This window comes from Superficieibacter sp. BNK-5, assembly GCF_047456055.1.
GTDB lineage: Bacteria > Pseudomonadota > Gammaproteobacteria > Enterobacterales > Enterobacteriaceae > Superficieibacter.
Genome location: NZ_CP179893.1, coordinates 1,863,444 through 1,878,332, shown reverse-complemented (window position 1 = coordinate 1,878,332; position 14,889 = coordinate 1,863,444). Strand labels below are relative to the sequence as shown.

Genomic DNA, 14,889 nt, shown 5'->3' with positions numbered 1-14,889 from the left:
CGACTGATGAAAATTATCATTCTGGGTGCAGGACAGGTCGGCGGTACGCTGGCAGAAAACCTGGTCGGGGAAAATAACGATATTACCGTTGTCGATACCAATGGTGAACGCCTGCGCATATTACAGGATAAGTTTGATCTGCGCGTAGTACAGGGGCATGGCTCGCATCCTCGCGTACTGCGCGAAGCCGGGGCGGATGACGCAGATATGCTGGTTGCCGTCACCAGTTCAGACGAGACCAATATGGTTGCCTGCCAGGTCGCCTATTCGCTATTTAATACGCCAAATCGTATTGCCCGTATCCGTGCGCCGGATTATGTTCGCGATGCCGAAAAACTTTTTCACTCTGAAGCCGTACCTATCGATCATTTGATTGCCCCGGAGCAATTGGTTATCGACAGTATTTATCGTCTGATTGAATACCCCGGCGCTTTGCAGGTAGTGAATTTCGCTGAAGGAATGGTCAGCCTGGCCGTTGTCAAAGCTTATTATGGCGGACCGCTGGTAGGGAATGCCCTTTCGACTATGCGCGAACATATGCCGCATATTGATACCCGCGTTGCCGCCATTTTCCGCCACGATCGCCCCATTCGTCCCCAGGGATCTACCATTGTTGAGGCGGGCGATGAGGTATTTTTTATTGCGGCTTCACAGCATATTCGCGCGGTAATGAGTGAGTTACAGCGTCTGGAAAAGCCTTATAAGCGCATCATGCTGGTTGGGGGTGGCAATATCGGTGCCGGACTGGCGCAGCGGCTGGAAAAAGACTACAGCGTTAAACTGATCGAACGCGATCAACAACGCGCGGCAGAGCTGGCTGAGAAACTGCAAAATACCGTTGTCTTTTTTGGTGATGCTTCGGATCAGGAATTACTGGCGGAAGAACATATTGATCAAGTTGATCTCTTTATTGCCGTCACCAACGACGATGAAGCGAATATCATGTCCGCCATGTTAGCCAAACGCATGGGCGCTAAAAAAGTCATGGTCTTGATCCAGCGAAAAGCCTATGTCGATCTGGTTCAGGGTAGCGTGATCGATATTGCCATCTCTCCTCAACAGGCTACCATCTCAGCCCTGCTTAGCCATGTACGTAAAGCAGATATCGTTGGGGTATCTTCCCTGCGCCGTGGAGTAGCTGAAGCTATCGAAGCCGTAGCGCACGGAGATGAAAGCACCTCGCGCGTAGTCGGCCGTGTCATTGATGATATTAAGTTGCCGCCAGGCACGATTATCGGCGCGGTCGTTCGCGGTAATGACGTTATGATTGCTAACGATAACCTGCGTATTGAGCAGGGCGATCATGTCATCATGTTTTTAACCGATAAGAAATTTATTACCGACGTCGAACGCCTCTTCCAGCCCAGCCCCTTCTTCTTATAATTGTCAGGCATCCCCAGGATGCCTCACTTTTAACCTTTAACCCTTTATTTAATATGGGGTAATTTTATTAACATTATGTTTTCGCAAATGGAAATTGTGATGACATTTGTTAAACTTGTTATTATTTAAAAGTGTTAAGGAGAAAAAAATGAGCTTTTTTAAAGAGTTCCGCGAGTTTGCGATGCGCGGAAATGTTGTCGATTTGGCAGTTGGTGTAATCATCGGTGCGGCATTCGGTAAAATCGTATCGTCGTTGGTTGCCGATATCATCATGCCACCACTGGGTTTGCTAATCGGGGGAGTCGATTTCAAACAGTTTGCATTAACGCTGCGGCCAGCCGTCGGCGAGACGCCTGCGGTTGTGATGCACTACGGGATCTTTATCCAGAACATTTTCGACTTCGTGATCGTCGCTTTTGCCATTTTCCTGGCAATCAACGTGATAAATAAACTGCATCGTCGTAAAAAAGAAGAACCAAAAGCGCCACCGGCACCCTCGAAAGAAGAAGTCTTACTGACTGAAATTCGCGATCTTCTTAAAGAGCAGAATAACCGCCCTTAACAGGCACGCAAAACAGGAAGGCCAGTGGTAAAAAAGCAGTTTGCTTGTTTGCCACTGGCCTCCCAGTTCCCTTTCTTACCGTGCTTCGCTTTACGCAAGAAGCTGCCTTTTCCTTTTTTATTTTTCTCAACACGTTGCCTGAACAGCGGATCGTGCAGTAGCGCTTCAAGCGCGTTATCGTTTATCTGCCCTTTGGTATGCTGATAGCGACTCATAACTTCTCCAGATTGTAGTAAAAACGGCGCGAGTGTAGATCTGTAAGACGAAGAAATCAACAGCCCTTTGTTACGCCACTGGCACCCTGTTCGAGCGCCTCAAGTATCGAGCAGTACACGCTACTGTGAGCCGTACCGCAACAAGCATCATTTAATCTTTGTAAAGAACGGCGCATCGTCTGTAGCTCATCGATTCTTGCCTCCACGTCTGCCAGCCGACTTTGCACAATACTCTTTGATTCCTGGCAAGTGTGATGCTCAGGATCGATACGGATCGAAAGAAGCTCACGGATCAATTCAAGCGTAAATCCCAGTTGTCGACCATAGCGAATAAACTTCAGACGCTGAAGATCCTGTTCGCTATAAAGTCTGAACCCCCCTTCCGTGCGAACTTCATGATCCATCATCTGCTGCTTTTCATAATACCGAATGGTATCAGGCGTCACTTCCGCCAGTTTGGCCAGTTCACCAATGCGATACATCATTCTTCCTCGCTTATTTTCTGCTGCAATTTGTTGGCATAATCACCGTGAAGAAAATCGGTATTAATTCCTGCCTGACGCAGCTTAAGCTCAAGCAACGCCAGATGACGACGTAGCTGCGAATACTCGGGGCTGTCACGCTGAATATTTTTCAATAAATCAGCAAGCGCTACCGCCTCTTTCCGCTGCTCAAGTTCTGGTGGCAGGCAACCGGCATTTATTAACAGCCGATATCCTGCTCGCAGTTCAGCCGGCACATGGGAATCATCATCCAGCGTTAATGGCTCACCGCTACCGGCAAGGTTATCAAACTCACCTTTACGTTGGGCATCGAGAATATGGCGTTCTGCCCACTGGTCTGTTAACCACATAACCATTCTCCAGGGGATGAACAAAAAGAGTACAAACATTGTAGATAAGTGGGGATAGGACGGATATAAAAAAACCCGCCGGAGCGGGTTTTTTTACGTTACTGCAAATTACTCTGCAGTAGCTTCTGCTTTCGATTCAGAACGATCAACCAGCTCGATGTATGCCATCGGCGCATTGTCGCCTGCACGGAAGCCACACTTCAGAATGCGAGTGTAACCACCGGCACGGCTCGCGAAACGCGGGCCCAGTTCGTTAAACAGTTTTGCCACGATCTCGTTATCACGAGTACGGGCGAATGCCAGACGACGATTAGCTACGCTATCAGTCTTGGCAAGAGTAATCAGCGGCTCAACTACGCGGCGCAGCTCTTTCGCTTTAGGCAGAGTCGTCTTGATGATCTCATGACGAACCAGTGAACCTGCCATATTGCGGAACATAGCCTGGCGATGGCTGCTGTTGCGGTTCAGTTGACGACCACTCTTACGATGGCGCATGACCTTATCCTTCTCAGTAAAACCTTAACCTGCGATCCGGTTACTCGTCAGCGATGCTTGCCGGTGGCCAGTTTTCCAGGCGCATGCCCAGAGACAGTCCACGGGAAGCCAGCACGTCTTTAATCTCGGTAAGAGATTTTTTACCCAGGTTAGGCGTCTTAAGAAGCTCAACCTCGGTACGCTGTACCAGATCACCGATATAGTGGATAGCTTCTGCCTTGAGGCAGTTAGCAGAGCGGACAGTCAATTCCAGATCGTCAACAGGGCGCAGCAGGATCGGATCGAATTCTGGTTTCTCTTCTTTCACTTCTGGCTGACGAACATCACGTAAGTCAACAAAAGCTTCCAGTTGTTCAGCCAGAATGGTTGCCGCACGACGAATCGCCTCTTCAGGATCGATTGTGCCGTTGGTTTCCATTTCGATGACCAGCTTGTCCAGGTCGGTACGCTGTTCTACACGCGCTGCTTCAACATTGTAGGCAATACGCTCTACAGGGCTGTAACATGCGTCGACCAGCAGACGGCCGATTGGGCGCTCATCTTCTTCCGAATGAATTCGGGTAGAAGCCGGCACATAACCACGACCGCGCTGAACTTTGATACGCATGCTAATAGACGCGTTCTCATCGGTCAGGTGGCAGATCACGTGCTGCGGCTTGACGATTTCGACATCACCGTCGTGGGTGATATCGGCTGCAGTCACAGGGCCAATGCCAGATTTATTCAAGGTAAGAATAACTTCATCTTTACCCTGAACTCTCACCGCCAGCCCTTTCAGGTTGAGCAGGATTTCCAGGATATCTTCCTGAACGCCTTCTTTGGTGCTGTACTCATGTAGTACACCATCAATCTCAACCTCGGTCACCGCGCAACCCGGCATCGATGAGAGCAGAATACGGCGCAGTGCGTTACCCAGAGTATGGCCAAAGCCACGCTCTAAAGGCTCAAGGGTCACCTTGGCGTGCGTCGAACTCACTTGCTCGATATCTACCAGGCGCGGTTTTAGAAACTCTGTCACAGAACCCTGCATTGTGTCCTCTCTTTGGTACTAAGCTTTACTTGGAGTAAAGCTCGACGATCAGGTGTTCGTTAATGTCCGCAGACAGATCAGAACGCTCCGGCTTACGCTTGAACGTACCTTCCATCTTGCCAGCATCAACTTCCAGCCAGGTTGGCTTTTCACGCTGCTCAGCCAGCTCCAGAGCGGCTTTCACGCGAGACTGCTTCTTCGCTTTCTCACGAATGCTAACAACGTCATTCGCTTTAACCTGATAAGAAGCGATGTTAACAACACGACCGTTTACCATAATAGCTTTATGGCTAACCAGCTGACGTGCTTCTGCACGAGTGGCACCGAAGCCCATACGGTATACAACGTTGTCCAGACGACCTTCCAGCAGAGCCAACAGGTTTTCACCGGTGTTGCCTTTCAGACGTGCTGCTTCTTTATAGTAGTTACGGAACTGACGCTCAAGCACACCGTAGATACGACGAACTTTTTGCTTCTCACGCAACTGCACACCATAGTCAGACAGACGCGGTTTACGCGCACCGTGCTGGCCAGGAGCTTGTTCAATTTTACACTTGGTATCGATCGCGCGAACGCCAGACTTAAGGAATAAGTCGGTGCCCTCACGACGGCTCAGCTTGAGCTTAGGACCCAAATATCTTGCCATTTTCTTTCTCCAACAAACCTGGAAAACGAAGCGTTATACGCGACGTTTCTTCGGCGGACGACAACCGTTATGAGGGATCGGAGTCACATCAGTAATATTAGTGATGCGGAAACCAGCGGCGTTCAGAGCACGAATAGTAGATTCGCGGCCTGGACCCGGACCTTTGACCATAACTTCCAGATTCTTGATGCCGTATTCTTTTACGGCGTCAGCGCAACGCTCTGCTGCAACCTGAGCTGCAAACGGAGTAGATTTACGCGAACCACGGAAACCGGAACCACCGGCTGTTGCCCAACCCAGCGCGTTACCCTGACGATCGGTAATGGTCACGATGGTGTTGTTAAAAGAAGCATGGATATGAGCCACGCCGTCAGAGACTTGTTTTCTTACACGCTTACGTGCACGAACTGGTGCCTTTGCCATTATTCAATCACCCCGATTATTTCTTGATCGGTTTGCGCGGACCCTTACGGGTACGTGCGTTGGTCTTGGTACGCTGACCGCGTACTGGAAGACCACGACGATGACGCAAACCGCGATAGCAACCAAGATCCATCAGGCGCTTGATGCTCATGCTAACTTCACGGCGCAGATCACCTTCAACGACAAATTTGGCAACTTCGTCACGCAGCGTGTCGATTTGTTCTTCAGACAGCTCACTGATCTTAACATTTTCAGCGATACCCGCTGCAGCCAGGATGGCTTTAGAACGGGTCTTGCCGACGCCATAGATCGAAGTTAATGCGATCACAGCGTGTTTCTGATCAGGAATGTTAATGCCTGCTATACGGGCCACTATGCACTCCTACTATTTAATATGTACGCACCATGCTGAAAAGCCCGTTTTCAGGATACTCAAATGGATACGTACAGACATACAAAAGATTGGCTGGCTAATCTAGCCAGCTCAACCCAACTTTGCAAGAAAAATATGCGATTAAAATCAGCCTTGACGCTGTTTATGTTTCGGCTCGGCACTGCAAATCACGCGGATGACGCCATCACGCTTAACGATTTTGCAGTTACGGCATAATTTCTTGACGGAAGCACGAACTTTCATTTTTACTCTCCGTAACTTCTCGAGCGAACTGTTAGCGGCCGTAGCCTTTCAGATTCGCCTTCTTCAATGCAGACTCGTACTGACTTGACATCATCAGAGTTTGCACTTGAGCCATAAAGTCCATAATCACGACAACAACAATAAGCAGCGAGGTCCCACCGAAGTAGAACGGCACTTTCATTGCATCACGCATGAACTCCGGGATCAGGCAGATAAAAGTAATATACAACGCACCAACCAGGGTCAGGCGGGTCATTACTTTATCGATATACTTCGCCGTTTGCTCTCCCGGACGAATTCCTGGTACAAATGCACCGGACTTCTTCAGGTTATCTGCTGTTTCACGCGGGTTGAAAACCAACGCCGTGTAGAAGAAACAGAAGAAGATGATTGCAGACGCATAGAGTAACACATAAAGCGGTTGCCCAGGCTGCAAATACAGCGAAATTGTTGTCAGCCAGTTCCAACCAGTACCGCCCCCGAACCATGACGCGATGGTTGCCGGGAACAGAATAATACTGGAAGCGAAGATTGCCGGGATTACCCCCGCCATATTCACTTTCAGCGGCAAATGTGTGCTCTGTGCAGCATAGACACGACGACCCTGCTGACGTTTCGCGTAGTTTACCACAATACGGCGTTGACCACGCTCAACAAATACAACAAAGAACGTCACTGCAAATACTAATACTGCAACCAACAGCAACAGGAGGAAGTGCAGGTCGCCTTGACGCGCTTGCTCGATAGTGTGGGCGATGGCTGGCGGGAGTCCCGCAACGATACCAGCGAAGATAATGATTGAGATACCGTTGCCGATACCACGCTCAGTTATCTGTTCGCCGAGCCACATCAGGAACATCGTTCCTGTGACCAGACTTACAACAGCGGTGAAATAGAATGCAAAGCCCGGATTCATTACCAGGCCCTGCATACCAGGCATATTCGGTAAACCGGTAGCAATACCGATCGACTGGAATATTGCCAGCACCAGAGTGCCGTAACGGGTGTACTGGCTGATCTTACGACGACCAGACTCCCCTTCTTTCTTCAGTTCTGCCAGCGGCGGATAAACCACCGTCAGCAGCTGCACGATAATCGATGCCGAAATATACGGCATGATACCCAGCGCAAAGATAGAAGCACGGCTGAGAGCACCACCAGAGAACATGTTAAACATTTCAATGATGGTGCCTCGCTGTTGCTCAAGCAGTTTGGCAAGTACAGCGGCATCAATACCAGGGATCGGAATGAAAGAGCCAATACGGAACACAATAAGCGCACCGATTACAAACAGCAGTCTGCGTTTCAGCTCGCCTAAGCCACCTTTGGCACTTTGAAAATCTAATCCCGGTTGTTTAGCCATCTGCTACTTATTCCTCGATTTTACCGCCAGCAGCTTCGATAGCAGCACGAGCGCCTTTAGTCACGCGCAGGCCACGAACAGTTACCGGAGTAGAAACTTCACCAGAAAGAATCACTTTCGCGAACTCGATCTGAACACCGATAATGTTAGCTGCTTTCAGCGTGTTAAGGTCTACTACACCGCCTTCTACTTTCGCCAGGTCAGACAGACGAATTTCGGCTGTAATCGCTGCTTTGCGAGAAGTGAAGCCGAATTTCGGCAGACGACGGTACAGAGGCATCTGGCCGCCCTCGAAACCACGACGTACGCCACCGCCAGAACGAGACTTCTGACCTTTGTGACCACGACCGCCGGTTTTACCGAGGCCAGAACCGATACCACGACCCAGGCGTTTACCCGCCTTTTTAGAGCCTTCGGCCGGAGACAGAGTATTTAAACGCATCTCTTACTCCTCAACTTTAACCATGAAGTAAACCGCGTTGACCATACCACGAACAGCGGGAGTATCCTCGCGTTCTACGGTGTGACCAATACGACGCAGACCCAGGCCAAGCAGCGTTGCCTTGTGTTTCGGCAGACGACCGATTGCACTGCGGGTTTGAGTAATTTTAATAGTCTTTGCCATGGTTTATTTCCCCAGAATTTCTTCAACGGATTTACCACGCTTGGCAGCGACCATTTCTGGAGAATTCATATTTTCCAGGCCATCAATAGTTGCACGAACCACGTTGATCGGGTTGGTGGAACCATAGGCTTTAGCCAGAACGTTATGAACTCCAGCAACTTCCAGAACGGCGCGCATTGCACCACCGGCGATGATACCGGTACCTTCGGAAGCTGGCTGCATGAATACACGAGACCCTGTGTGAACACCTTTAACCGGGTGCTGCAGAGTGCCGTTGTTCAGCGCGACGTTAATCATGTTGCGACGGGCTTTTTCCATCGCTTTCTGGATCGCTGCTGGAACTTCACGCGCTTTACCGTAACCAAAACCAACGCGACCGTTACCATCGCCAACTACAGTCAGAGCTGTGAAGGAGAAAATACGACCACCTTTAACGGTTTTAGATACGCGGTTAACCGCGATCAGCTTTTCCTGCAGTTCGCCAGCTTGTTTTTCGATGTGAGACATCTTACACCTCTACCTTAGAACTGAAGGCCAGCTTCACGGGCAGCATCTGCCAGTGCCTGGACACGACCATGATATTGGAACCCGGAACGGTCAAAGGACACATCTTTAATGCCTTTTTCCAGAGCGCGTTCAGCGACAGCTTTACCCACAGCTGCTGCAGCGTCTTTGTTACCGGTGTACTTCAGCTGTTCAGCGATAGCTTTTTCAACTGTAGAAGCAGCTACCAGAACTTCGGAACCGTTTGATGCGATTACCTGTGCGTAAATATGACGCGGGGTACGATGTACCACCAGGCGAGTCGCACCCAGCTCCTGGAGCTTGCGGCGTGCGCGGGTCGCACGACGGATACGAGCAGATTTCTTATCCATAGTGTTACCTTACTTCTTCTTAGCCTCTTTGGTACGCACGACTTCGTCGGCGTAACGAACACCCTTGCCTTTGTAAGGCTCAGGACGACGGTAGGCGCGCAGATCTGCTGCAACCTGGCCGATCACCTGCTTATCAGCGCCTTTCAGCACGATTTCAGTTTGAGTCGGACATTCTGCAGTGATACCGGCCGGCAGCTTGTGCTCAACAGGATGAGAGAAACCTAAAGCCAGGTTTACTACATCCCCTTTGACCGCTGCACGATAACCTACACCAACCAGCTGCAGCTTCTTAGTGAAGCCTTCGGTAACACCGATAACCATTGAGTTCAGCAGGGCACGCGCGGTACCAGCCTGTGCCCAACCGTCTACGTAACCATCACGCGGACCGAAAGCCAGTGCATTATCTGCATTTTTAACTTCAACAGCATCGTTGAGAGTACGAGTCAGCTCGCCGTTTTTACCTTTGATCGTAATAACCTGACCGTTGATTTTTACGTCAACGCCGGCAGGAATAACGACCGGTGCTTTAGCAACACGAGACATTTTTTCCTCCGATTAGGCTACGTAGCAGATAATTTCGCCACCAAGACCAGCCTGGCGCGCTGCACGATCAGTCATAACACCTTTAGAGGTAGAAACAACTGCGATACCCAGACCCGCCATAACTTTCGGCAGCTCATCTTTACGTTTATAGATGCGCAGACCTGGGCGACTGATACGCTGAATGCTTTCTACAACAGCTTTACCCTGGAAATACTTAAGCGTAAGTTCCAGTTCCGGCTTGGTGTCGCCTTCAACTTTAAATTCTTCAATAAAGCCTTCTTCCTTCAGCACGTTGGCAATTGCCACTTTCAGCTTGGAGGAAGGCATGGTGACCGCAGCTTTATTCGCGGCCTGACCGTTACGGATACGGGTCAGCATATCCGCGATCGGATCTTGCATGCTCATCTGTCTTTACTCCCGTGATTCAATTGGTGACAATTACCAGCTAGCCTTTTTCAGACCCGGGATTTCACCGCGCATAGCGGCTTCACGGACCTTAATACGGCTCAACCCGAACTTCCGCAGGAAAGCGTGCGGACGACCAGTTTGACGGCAGCGGTTACGCTGACGAGACGGGCTGGAATCACGCGGCAGAGTCTGCAGCTTGAGAACAGCGTCCCAACGATCTTCGTCGGAAGCGTTCACATCAGAGATGATTGCTTTGAGTTCAGCGCGTTTAGCGAAGAATTTTTCAGCTAAAGCCACGCGCTTTACTTCGCGTGCTTTCATTGATTGCTTTGCCATGAACGTAACCCTGGTTTACTTGCGGAACGGGAAGTCAAAGGCAGCCAGCAGAGCACGGCCTTCTTCGTCAGATTGCGCAGTAGTGGTGATAGTAATATCCATACCACGTACGCGGTCGACTTTGTCATAGTCGATTTCTGGGAAGATGATCTGCTCACGGACACCCATGCTGTAATTGCCACGACCGTCGAATGACTTAGCGGACAAGCCACGGAAGTCACGGATACGCGGTACAGCAATAGTGATCAGGCGCTCAAAGAACTCCCACATGCGTTCGCCACGCAGAGTTACTTTACAGCCGATCGGATAGCCCTGACGGATTTTGAAGCCTGCAACTGATTTGCGTGCTTTGGTGATCAACGGTTTTTGACCGGAGATTGCTGCCAGGTCAGCTGCTGCGTTATCCAGCAGTTTCTTGTCAGCGATCGCTTCACCAACACCCATGTTCAGGGTGATCTTCTCGACCCGAGGGACTTGCATGACAGAATTGTAGTTAAACTCAGTCATGAGTTTGTTAACTACTTCGTCTTTGTAGTAATCATGCAGTTTCGCCATCGTACTACTCCAAATTACTTGATAGTTTCGCTGTTAGACTTGAAGAAACGGACTTTTTTGCCGTCTTCGAATCTAAAGCCTACACGGTCAGCCTTGCCGGTTGCCGCATTGAAGATTGCAACGTTAGAAACCTGAATAGCAGCTTCTTTTTCAACGATGCCGCCTGGTTGGTTCAGAGCCGGAACCGGCTTCTGGTGTTTCTTAACCAGGTTGATACCTTCAACGATGACCTTGCCGGAAGACAGGACATTTTTCACTTTACCGCGTTTACCTTTATCTTTACCGGTTAACACGATAACTTCGTCATCACGACGGATTTTCGCTGCCATGATTCGCTCCTTAGAGTACTTCTGGTGCCAGAGAGATAATTTTCATGAACTTCTCGTTACGAAGTTCACGAGTTACCGGCCCAAAGATACGCGTGCCGATTGGCTGCTCACTGTTATTGTTTAAAATAACGCATGCATTACCATCGAAGCGAATGACAGAACCGTCAGGGCGACGAACACCCTTCCTGGTGCGCACCACTACCGCCTTCAGCACATCGCCTTTTTTGACCTTACCACGCGGAATTGCTTCCTTGATGGTGATCTTGATGATGTCGCCGACGCCTGCGTAGCGACGGTGCGAGCCACCCAGAACCTTGATACACATTACGCGACGTGCACCGGAGTTGTCGGCGACGTTCAGCATAGTCTGTTCTTGGATCATTTTAGTGCTCCGCTAATGTCAACTACTACCTGAGACTCCAAAATCAGAGCCATTAAAAAGCCCCATATATCGAGGGCGCGGCATTATAACACCGGTTATCGAATATGGGTAGAAAAAATAAACGGCTCATTGCTGAGCCGTTTATTTGTATTGAGAACGGTACTGTATTACAGAACCGCTTTCTCTACAACGCGAACCAGCGTCCAGGACTTAGTCTTGGACAGCGGACGGCATTCACGGATTTCAACCTTGTCGCCGATACCGCATTCGTTGTTCTCGTCGTGTACGTGCAGTTTGGTCGTACGCTTGATGAATTTACCGTAGATCGGGTGTTTCACAAAACGTTCGATAGCAACAACAATGGATTTCTCCATTTTGTCGCTAACAACGCGACCTTGCAGAGTACGGATTTTATCGGTCATTACGCACCCGCCTTCTCAGTCAGTAAAGTCTTAACGCGTGCGACATCGCGACGCACTTGCTTCAACAGGTGAGACTGTTGCAGCTGGCCACTTGCTGCCTGCATACGCAGGTTAAACTGCTCACGCAGTAAATTCAGCAGTTCGGCATTCAGCTCTTCAACGCTTTTCTCACGCAGCTCTTTTGCTTTCATTACATCACCGTCTTAGTTACAAAGGTGGTTTTAATCGGCAGTTTCGCTGCTGCCAGCTTGAATGCTTCACGGGCCAGCTCTTCCGGTACGCCGTCCATTTCATAAAGGACTTTACCCGGCTGAATCAAGGCAACCCAATACTCCACGTTACCTTTACCTTTACCCATACGCACTGCCAGCGGCTTTTCAGTGATCGGTTTGTCCGGGAATACACGGATCCAGATCTTACCTTGACGCTTAACTGCACGGGTCATAGCACGACGTGCTGCTTCGATCTGACGGGCAGTCAGACGACCACGGCCAACAGCTTTGAGACCGTAAGTGCCGAAGCTAACATCCGCGCCCGCAGCCAGACCACGGTTGCGGCCTTTGTGCATCTTACGGAATTTTGTACGCTTTGGTTGTAACATCAGCGACGCTCCTTATTTACGGCCTTTACGCTGCTGCTTTTTAGGTTGAGCAGCCGGTTTTTCCGGTTGTTCAACAGCAGCCATACCACCCAGGATCTCGCCTTTGAAGATCCACACTTTAACGCCGATTACACCGTAAGTGGTGTGCGCTTCAGAGGTGTTGTAGTCAATGTCAGCACGCAGAGTGTGCAGCGGTACGCGACCTTCGCGGTACCATTCGGTACGTGCGATTTCCGCGCCGCCCAGACGGCCGCTAACTTCAACTTTGATACCTTTAGCGCCCAGACGCATTGCGTTCTGTACAGCACGCTTCATAGCACGACGGAACATAACGCGACGTTCCAGCTGAGAAGTGATGCTGTCAGCAACCAATTTTGCGTCCAGTTCAGGTTTACGAACTTCGGCGATGTTGATCTGTGCAGGAACGCCAGCGATATCCGCTACGACCTTACGCAGTTTTTCTACGTCTTCGCCTTTCTTACCGATAACGATACCCGGACGAGCGGTGTGAATAGTCACACGGATGCTCTTAGCCGGACGCTCGATAACGATACGAGATACAGACGCTTTAGCCAGTTCCTTAGTCAGGTACTGACGTACTTTAAAATCGCTGTCCAGGTTGTCAGCGAATTCTTTGGTGTTCGCAAACCAGGTAGAGTTCCATGGTTTTACAATACCCAGGCGAATACCATTAGGATGTACTTTCTGACCCATTGCTAGTCTCCAGAGTCTCAGCGATCGGACACAACCACAGTAATGTGGCTGGTGCGCTTCAGGATGCGATCTGCACGACCTTTTGCACGCGGCATAATGCGCTTCATGCTCGGGCCTTCGTCTACGAAAATTTTCGCAACTTTCAGATCGTCAATGTCAGCGCCATCGTTGTGTTCAGCGTTAGCAATGGCAGATTCGAGGACTTTCTTGACCAGTACAGCCGCTTTCTTATTGGTGTAGGTCAAAATGTCCAGAGCCTGCGACACTTTCTTACCGCGGATCAGGTCAGCAACAAGGCGAACCTTCTGAGCAGAAGAACGAGCGTGGCGATGTTGAGCTAAAGTTTCCATCTCTTCCTCCTACTTATTTCTTCTTGGCTTTTTTATCAGCCGCGTGACCGCGATAAGTACGGGTCGGTGCAAATTCACCCAGTTTGTGACCGACCATTTCGTCGGAAACAAATACCGGAACGTGCTGACGACCATTATGGACAGCGATGGTCAAACCGATCATGTTAGGAAAGATCGTTGAACGACGGGACCAAGTGCGCAGGGGCTTCTTGTCTCCGCTTTCCACCGCTTTCTCTACCTTCTTCAGCAAGTGCAGGTCAATAAAAGGACCTTTCTTGAGAGAACGTGGCATGGCTTATCCTCTAAAATTATTTGCTACGGCGACGTACGATGAATTTATCAGTACGCTTGTTGCTGCGGGTCTTCTTACCTTTGGTCTGAACGCCCCACGGAGTTACCGGGTGCTTACCAAAGTTACGACCTTCACCACCACCATGTGGGTGGTCGACCGGGTTCATCGCAGTACCGCGAACGGTAGGACGAACACCACGCCAGCGAGCAGCACCTGCTTTACCCAGAACGCGCAGCATATGCTCAGCATTGCCAACTTCGCCCAGAGTTGCACGGCATTCAGCTTCGACTTTACGCATTTCACCAGAGCGCAGACGCAGGGTGACATAAGCACCATCGCGAGCAACGATCTGAACGTAAGTACCAGCGGAACGCGCCAGCTGACCGCCTTTACCTGGTTTCATTTCTACGTTATGAACGGTAGAACCAACCGGGATATTGCGCATCGGCAGAGTGTTACCTGCTTTGATTGCAGCATCAACGCCAGACTGAATCTGGTCGCCAGCTTTCAGGCCTTTAGGGGCCAGGATGTAACGGCGTTCGCCATCTTTGTACAGAACCAGCGCGATGTTCGCGGAACGGTTCGGATCGTACTCAAGACGTTCAACAACTGCCGGGATACCGTCTTTGTTGCGTTTGAAGTCAACAATACGATAAGCCTGCTTGTGGCCACCACCGATGTGACGAGTGGTGATACGGCCATTGTTGTTACGACCACCGGATTTGCTGTTTTTTTCAACCAGCGGAGCAAAAGGTTTGCCCTTGTGCAGCTCTGGGTTGACCACTTTAACGACGTGGCGACGACCCGGAGATGTCGGTTTACACTTAACAACTGCCATTGTATTACTCCT

General features: G+C 50.1%; 29 protein-coding genes. 2 read left to right on the top strand and 27 right to left on the bottom strand.

The features are described 5' to 3' along the window. The first annotated feature begins 6 nt into the window (after positions 1 to 6). Positions 7 to 1,383 carry a Trk system potassium transporter TrkA gene (trkA, locus tag ACMGGS_RS09040; protein ID WP_414165817.1) on the top strand — a complete coding sequence of 459 codons (1,377 nt, stop codon included), beginning with the start codon at positions 7 to 9 and terminating at the stop codon, positions 1,381 to 1,383. A gap of 148 nt (positions 1,384 to 1,531) precedes the next feature. Continuing rightward, complete coding sequence (gene mscL, locus ACMGGS_RS09035; RefSeq protein ID WP_414165816.1) at positions 1,532 to 1,945, top strand: large-conductance mechanosensitive channel protein MscL; 414 nt, start codon at positions 1,532 to 1,534, stop codon at positions 1,943 to 1,945. On the opposite strand, the gene ACMGGS_RS09030 is transcribed toward mscL, so the two are convergent. The 27 genes from ACMGGS_RS09030 to rplB all read right to left on the bottom strand — a co-directional run bounded on the left by ACMGGS_RS09030 (position 1,942) and on the right by rplB (position 14,877). Next, entirely contained in the window at positions 1,942 to 2,160 is a 219-nt protein-coding gene (locus tag ACMGGS_RS09030; RefSeq protein WP_414165815.1) for an alternative ribosome-rescue factor A, read from the bottom strand. The two genes, mscL and ACMGGS_RS09030, sit on opposite strands and share 4 nt — an antisense overlap. Before the next feature lie 56 nt (positions 2,161 to 2,216). Then, on the bottom strand, positions 2,217 to 2,642 hold the full coding sequence (gene zntR / locus ACMGGS_RS09025) for a Zn(2+)-responsive transcriptional regulator (RefSeq protein WP_414166231.1): 426 nt from the start codon (positions 2,640 to 2,642) through the stop codon (positions 2,217 to 2,219). After that, entirely contained in the window at positions 2,642 to 3,013 is a 372-nt protein-coding gene (locus ACMGGS_RS09020; RefSeq protein ID WP_414165814.1) for a DUF1992 domain-containing protein, read from the bottom strand. The genes zntR and ACMGGS_RS09020 overlap by 1 nt, the downstream gene beginning before the upstream one ends. A gap of 108 nt (positions 3,014 to 3,121) precedes the next feature. After that, on the bottom strand, positions 3,122 to 3,508 hold the full coding sequence (gene rplQ / locus ACMGGS_RS09015; protein WP_015960703.1) for a 50S ribosomal protein L17: 387 nt from the start codon (positions 3,506 to 3,508) through the stop codon (positions 3,122 to 3,124). A 40-nt stretch (positions 3,509 to 3,548) separates the two neighbouring features. After that, a complete protein-coding gene (locus tag ACMGGS_RS09010; protein ID WP_001162094.1) occupies positions 3,549 to 4,538 on the bottom strand; it encodes a DNA-directed RNA polymerase subunit alpha in 990 nt (329 codons plus the stop codon). A 25-nt stretch (positions 4,539 to 4,563) separates the two neighbouring features. Further along, entirely contained in the window at positions 4,564 to 5,184 is a 621-nt protein-coding gene (gene rpsD / locus ACMGGS_RS09005; RefSeq protein ID WP_176917736.1) for a 30S ribosomal protein S4, read from the bottom strand. Positions 5,185 to 5,217: 33 nt separating this feature from the next. After that, positions 5,218 to 5,607 carry a 30S ribosomal protein S11 gene (rpsK, locus tag ACMGGS_RS09000; protein WP_001029758.1) on the bottom strand — a complete coding sequence of 130 codons (390 nt, stop codon included), beginning with the start codon at positions 5,605 to 5,607 and terminating at the stop codon, positions 5,218 to 5,220. 16 nt (positions 5,608 to 5,623) lie between these two features. After that, positions 5,624 to 5,980, bottom strand: coding sequence for a 30S ribosomal protein S13 (rpsM, locus tag ACMGGS_RS08995; protein ID WP_049839675.1), 357 nt, complete (start codon positions 5,978 to 5,980; stop codon positions 5,624 to 5,626). 147 nt (positions 5,981 to 6,127) lie between these two features. Next, positions 6,128 to 6,244, bottom strand: coding sequence for a 50S ribosomal protein L36 (rpmJ, locus tag ACMGGS_RS08990; RefSeq protein ID WP_000868187.1), 117 nt, complete (start codon positions 6,242 to 6,244; stop codon positions 6,128 to 6,130). 31 nt (positions 6,245 to 6,275) lie between these two features. Then, entirely contained in the window at positions 6,276 to 7,607 is a 1,332-nt protein-coding gene (secY, locus tag ACMGGS_RS08985) for a preprotein translocase subunit SecY (protein WP_176917735.1), read from the bottom strand. 7 nt (positions 7,608 to 7,614) lie between these two features. Next, the gene (rplO, locus tag ACMGGS_RS08980; protein ID WP_176917734.1) at positions 7,615 to 8,049 is read right to left on the bottom strand and encodes a 50S ribosomal protein L15; all 435 of its coding nucleotides are present in this window, start codon (positions 8,047 to 8,049) and stop codon (positions 7,615 to 7,617) included. A gap of 3 nt (positions 8,050 to 8,052) precedes the next feature. Continuing rightward, the gene (gene rpmD / locus ACMGGS_RS08975) at positions 8,053 to 8,232 is read right to left on the bottom strand and encodes a 50S ribosomal protein L30 (RefSeq protein WP_003863301.1); all 180 of its coding nucleotides are present in this window, start codon (positions 8,230 to 8,232) and stop codon (positions 8,053 to 8,055) included. Between the two features lie 3 nt (positions 8,233 to 8,235). Then, positions 8,236 to 8,739 (bottom strand): 30S ribosomal protein S5, encoded by a 504-nt coding sequence (gene rpsE / locus ACMGGS_RS08970; protein ID WP_044373820.1) that lies wholly within the window; start codon positions 8,737 to 8,739, stop codon positions 8,236 to 8,238. Between the two features lie 14 nt (positions 8,740 to 8,753). After that, positions 8,754 to 9,107: a 50S ribosomal protein L18 gene (rplR, locus tag ACMGGS_RS08965; RefSeq protein WP_038158510.1), complete on the bottom strand. Its 354-nt coding sequence runs from the start codon at positions 9,105 to 9,107 to the stop codon at positions 8,754 to 8,756. Between the two features lie 9 nt (positions 9,108 to 9,116). Then, positions 9,117 to 9,650, bottom strand: coding sequence for a 50S ribosomal protein L6 (rplF, locus tag ACMGGS_RS08960; protein WP_176918764.1), 534 nt, complete (start codon positions 9,648 to 9,650; stop codon positions 9,117 to 9,119). A gap of 12 nt (positions 9,651 to 9,662) precedes the next feature. Next, on the bottom strand, positions 9,663 to 10,055 hold the full coding sequence (gene rpsH / locus ACMGGS_RS08955) for a 30S ribosomal protein S8 (RefSeq protein ID WP_049839672.1): 393 nt from the start codon (positions 10,053 to 10,055) through the stop codon (positions 9,663 to 9,665). Positions 10,056 to 10,088: 33 nt separating this feature from the next. Next, positions 10,089 to 10,394, bottom strand: a complete 306-nt coding sequence (rpsN, locus tag ACMGGS_RS08950) for a 30S ribosomal protein S14 (RefSeq protein ID WP_049839671.1) — start codon at positions 10,392 to 10,394, stop codon at positions 10,089 to 10,091. A gap of 15 nt (positions 10,395 to 10,409) precedes the next feature. Next, positions 10,410 to 10,949, bottom strand: a complete 540-nt coding sequence (gene rplE / locus ACMGGS_RS08945) for a 50S ribosomal protein L5 (RefSeq protein ID WP_176918763.1) — start codon at positions 10,947 to 10,949, stop codon at positions 10,410 to 10,412. 14 nt (positions 10,950 to 10,963) lie between these two features. After that, positions 10,964 to 11,278, bottom strand: coding sequence for a 50S ribosomal protein L24 (gene rplX / locus ACMGGS_RS08940; RefSeq protein WP_000729185.1), 315 nt, complete (start codon positions 11,276 to 11,278; stop codon positions 10,964 to 10,966). A 10-nt stretch (positions 11,279 to 11,288) separates the two neighbouring features. Beyond that, a complete protein-coding gene (gene rplN, locus ACMGGS_RS08935) occupies positions 11,289 to 11,660 on the bottom strand; it encodes a 50S ribosomal protein L14 (RefSeq protein WP_020322771.1) in 372 nt (123 codons plus the stop codon). A 167-nt stretch (positions 11,661 to 11,827) separates the two neighbouring features. Next, complete coding sequence (gene rpsQ, locus ACMGGS_RS08930; protein WP_002438707.1) at positions 11,828 to 12,082, bottom strand: 30S ribosomal protein S17; 255 nt, start codon at positions 12,080 to 12,082, stop codon at positions 11,828 to 11,830. Continuing rightward, the gene (rpmC, locus tag ACMGGS_RS08925) at positions 12,082 to 12,273 is read right to left on the bottom strand and encodes a 50S ribosomal protein L29 (RefSeq protein WP_049839668.1); all 192 of its coding nucleotides are present in this window, start codon (positions 12,271 to 12,273) and stop codon (positions 12,082 to 12,084) included. The genes rpsQ and rpmC overlap by 1 nt, the downstream gene beginning before the upstream one ends. Beyond that, positions 12,273 to 12,683, bottom strand: a complete 411-nt coding sequence (gene rplP / locus ACMGGS_RS08920; protein ID WP_049839667.1) for a 50S ribosomal protein L16 — start codon at positions 12,681 to 12,683, stop codon at positions 12,273 to 12,275. The genes rpmC and rplP overlap by 1 nt, the downstream gene beginning before the upstream one ends. A 12-nt stretch (positions 12,684 to 12,695) precedes the next feature. Continuing rightward, positions 12,696 to 13,397: a 30S ribosomal protein S3 gene (gene rpsC, locus ACMGGS_RS08915; RefSeq protein ID WP_000529945.1), complete on the bottom strand. Its 702-nt coding sequence runs from the start codon at positions 13,395 to 13,397 to the stop codon at positions 12,696 to 12,698. A gap of 17 nt (positions 13,398 to 13,414) precedes the next feature. Then, positions 13,415 to 13,747, bottom strand: a complete 333-nt coding sequence (gene rplV / locus ACMGGS_RS08910; RefSeq protein ID WP_002919773.1) for a 50S ribosomal protein L22 — start codon at positions 13,745 to 13,747, stop codon at positions 13,415 to 13,417. Positions 13,748 to 13,760: 13 nt separating this feature from the next. Next, positions 13,761 to 14,039: a 30S ribosomal protein S19 gene (gene rpsS / locus ACMGGS_RS08905; protein ID WP_001138115.1), complete on the bottom strand. Its 279-nt coding sequence runs from the start codon at positions 14,037 to 14,039 to the stop codon at positions 13,761 to 13,763. Between the two features lie 16 nt (positions 14,040 to 14,055). Beyond that, positions 14,056 to 14,877 carry a 50S ribosomal protein L2 gene (gene rplB / locus ACMGGS_RS08900; RefSeq protein ID WP_414165812.1) on the bottom strand — a complete coding sequence of 274 codons (822 nt, stop codon included), beginning with the start codon at positions 14,875 to 14,877 and terminating at the stop codon, positions 14,056 to 14,058. Positions 14,878 to 14,889: the final 12 nt, after the last annotated feature.

Excerpts from the sequence above, each read along its gene's own strand:
- trkA (WP_414165817.1), top strand. The coding sequence starts at position 7 with ATGAAAATTATCATTCTGGGTGCAGGACAGGTCGGCGGTACGCTGGCA.
- mscL (WP_414165816.1), top strand. The coding sequence starts at position 1,532 with ATGAGCTTTTTTAAAGAGTTCCGCGAGTTTGCGATGCGCGGAAATGTT.
- ACMGGS_RS09030 (WP_414165815.1), bottom strand. The coding sequence starts at position 2,160 with ATGAGTCGCTATCAGCATACCAAAGGGCAGATAAACGATAACGCGCTT.
- zntR (WP_414166231.1), bottom strand. The coding sequence starts at position 2,642 with ATGTATCGCATTGGTGAACTGGCCAAACTGGCGGAAGTGACGCCTGAT.
- ACMGGS_RS09020 (WP_414165814.1), bottom strand. The coding sequence starts at position 3,013 with ATGTGGTTAACAGACCAGTGGGCAGAACGCCATATTCTCGATGCCCAA.
- rplQ (WP_015960703.1), bottom strand. The coding sequence starts at position 3,508 with ATGCGCCATCGTAAGAGTGGTCGTCAACTGAACCGCAACAGCAGCCAT.
- ACMGGS_RS09010 (WP_001162094.1), bottom strand. The coding sequence starts at position 4,538 with ATGCAGGGTTCTGTGACAGAGTTTCTAAAACCGCGCCTGGTAGATATC.
- rpsD (WP_176917736.1), bottom strand. The coding sequence starts at position 5,184 with ATGGCAAGATATTTGGGTCCTAAGCTCAAGCTGAGCCGTCGTGAGGGC.
- rpsK (WP_001029758.1), bottom strand. The coding sequence starts at position 5,607 with ATGGCAAAGGCACCAGTTCGTGCACGTAAGCGTGTAAGAAAACAAGTC.
- rpmJ (WP_000868187.1), bottom strand. The coding sequence starts at position 6,244 with ATGAAAGTTCGTGCTTCCGTCAAGAAATTATGCCGTAACTGCAAAATC.
- secY (WP_176917735.1), bottom strand. The coding sequence starts at position 7,607 with ATGGCTAAACAACCGGGATTAGATTTTCAAAGTGCCAAAGGTGGCTTA.
- rplO (WP_176917734.1), bottom strand. The coding sequence starts at position 8,049 with ATGCGTTTAAATACTCTGTCTCCGGCCGAAGGCTCTAAAAAGGCGGGT.
- rpmD (WP_003863301.1), bottom strand. The coding sequence starts at position 8,232 with ATGGCAAAGACTATTAAAATTACTCAAACCCGCAGTGCAATCGGTCGT.
- rpsE (WP_044373820.1), bottom strand. The coding sequence starts at position 8,739 with ATGTCTCACATCGAAAAACAAGCTGGCGAACTGCAGGAAAAGCTGATC.
- rplR (WP_038158510.1), bottom strand. The coding sequence starts at position 9,107 with ATGGATAAGAAATCTGCTCGTATCCGTCGTGCGACCCGCGCACGCCGC.
- rplF (WP_176918764.1), bottom strand. The coding sequence starts at position 9,650 with ATGTCTCGTGTTGCTAAAGCACCGGTCGTTATTCCTGCCGGCGTTGAC.
- rpsH (WP_049839672.1), bottom strand. The coding sequence starts at position 10,055 with ATGAGCATGCAAGATCCGATCGCGGATATGCTGACCCGTATCCGTAAC.
- rpsN (WP_049839671.1), bottom strand. The coding sequence starts at position 10,394 with ATGGCAAAGCAATCAATGAAAGCACGCGAAGTAAAGCGCGTGGCTTTA.
- rplE (WP_176918763.1), bottom strand. The coding sequence starts at position 10,949 with ATGGCGAAACTGCATGATTACTACAAAGACGAAGTAGTTAACAAACTC.
- rplX (WP_000729185.1), bottom strand. The coding sequence starts at position 11,278 with ATGGCAGCGAAAATCCGTCGTGATGACGAAGTTATCGTGTTAACCGGT.
- rplN (WP_020322771.1), bottom strand. The coding sequence starts at position 11,660 with ATGATCCAAGAACAGACTATGCTGAACGTCGCCGACAACTCCGGTGCA.
- rpsQ (WP_002438707.1), bottom strand. The coding sequence starts at position 12,082 with ATGACCGATAAAATCCGTACTCTGCAAGGTCGCGTTGTTAGCGACAAA.
- rpmC (WP_049839668.1), bottom strand. The coding sequence starts at position 12,273 with ATGAAAGCAAAAGAGCTGCGTGAGAAAAGCGTTGAAGAGCTGAATGCC.
- rplP (WP_049839667.1), bottom strand. The coding sequence starts at position 12,683 with ATGTTACAACCAAAGCGTACAAAATTCCGTAAGATGCACAAAGGCCGC.
- rpsC (WP_000529945.1), bottom strand. The coding sequence starts at position 13,397 with ATGGGTCAGAAAGTACATCCTAATGGTATTCGCCTGGGTATTGTAAAA.
- rplV (WP_002919773.1), bottom strand. The coding sequence starts at position 13,747 with ATGGAAACTTTAGCTCAACATCGCCACGCTCGTTCTTCTGCTCAGAAG.
- rpsS (WP_001138115.1), bottom strand. The coding sequence starts at position 14,039 with ATGCCACGTTCTCTCAAGAAAGGTCCTTTTATTGACCTGCACTTGCTG.
- rplB (WP_414165812.1), bottom strand. The coding sequence starts at position 14,877 with ATGGCAGTTGTTAAGTGTAAACCGACATCTCCGGGTCGTCGCCACGTC.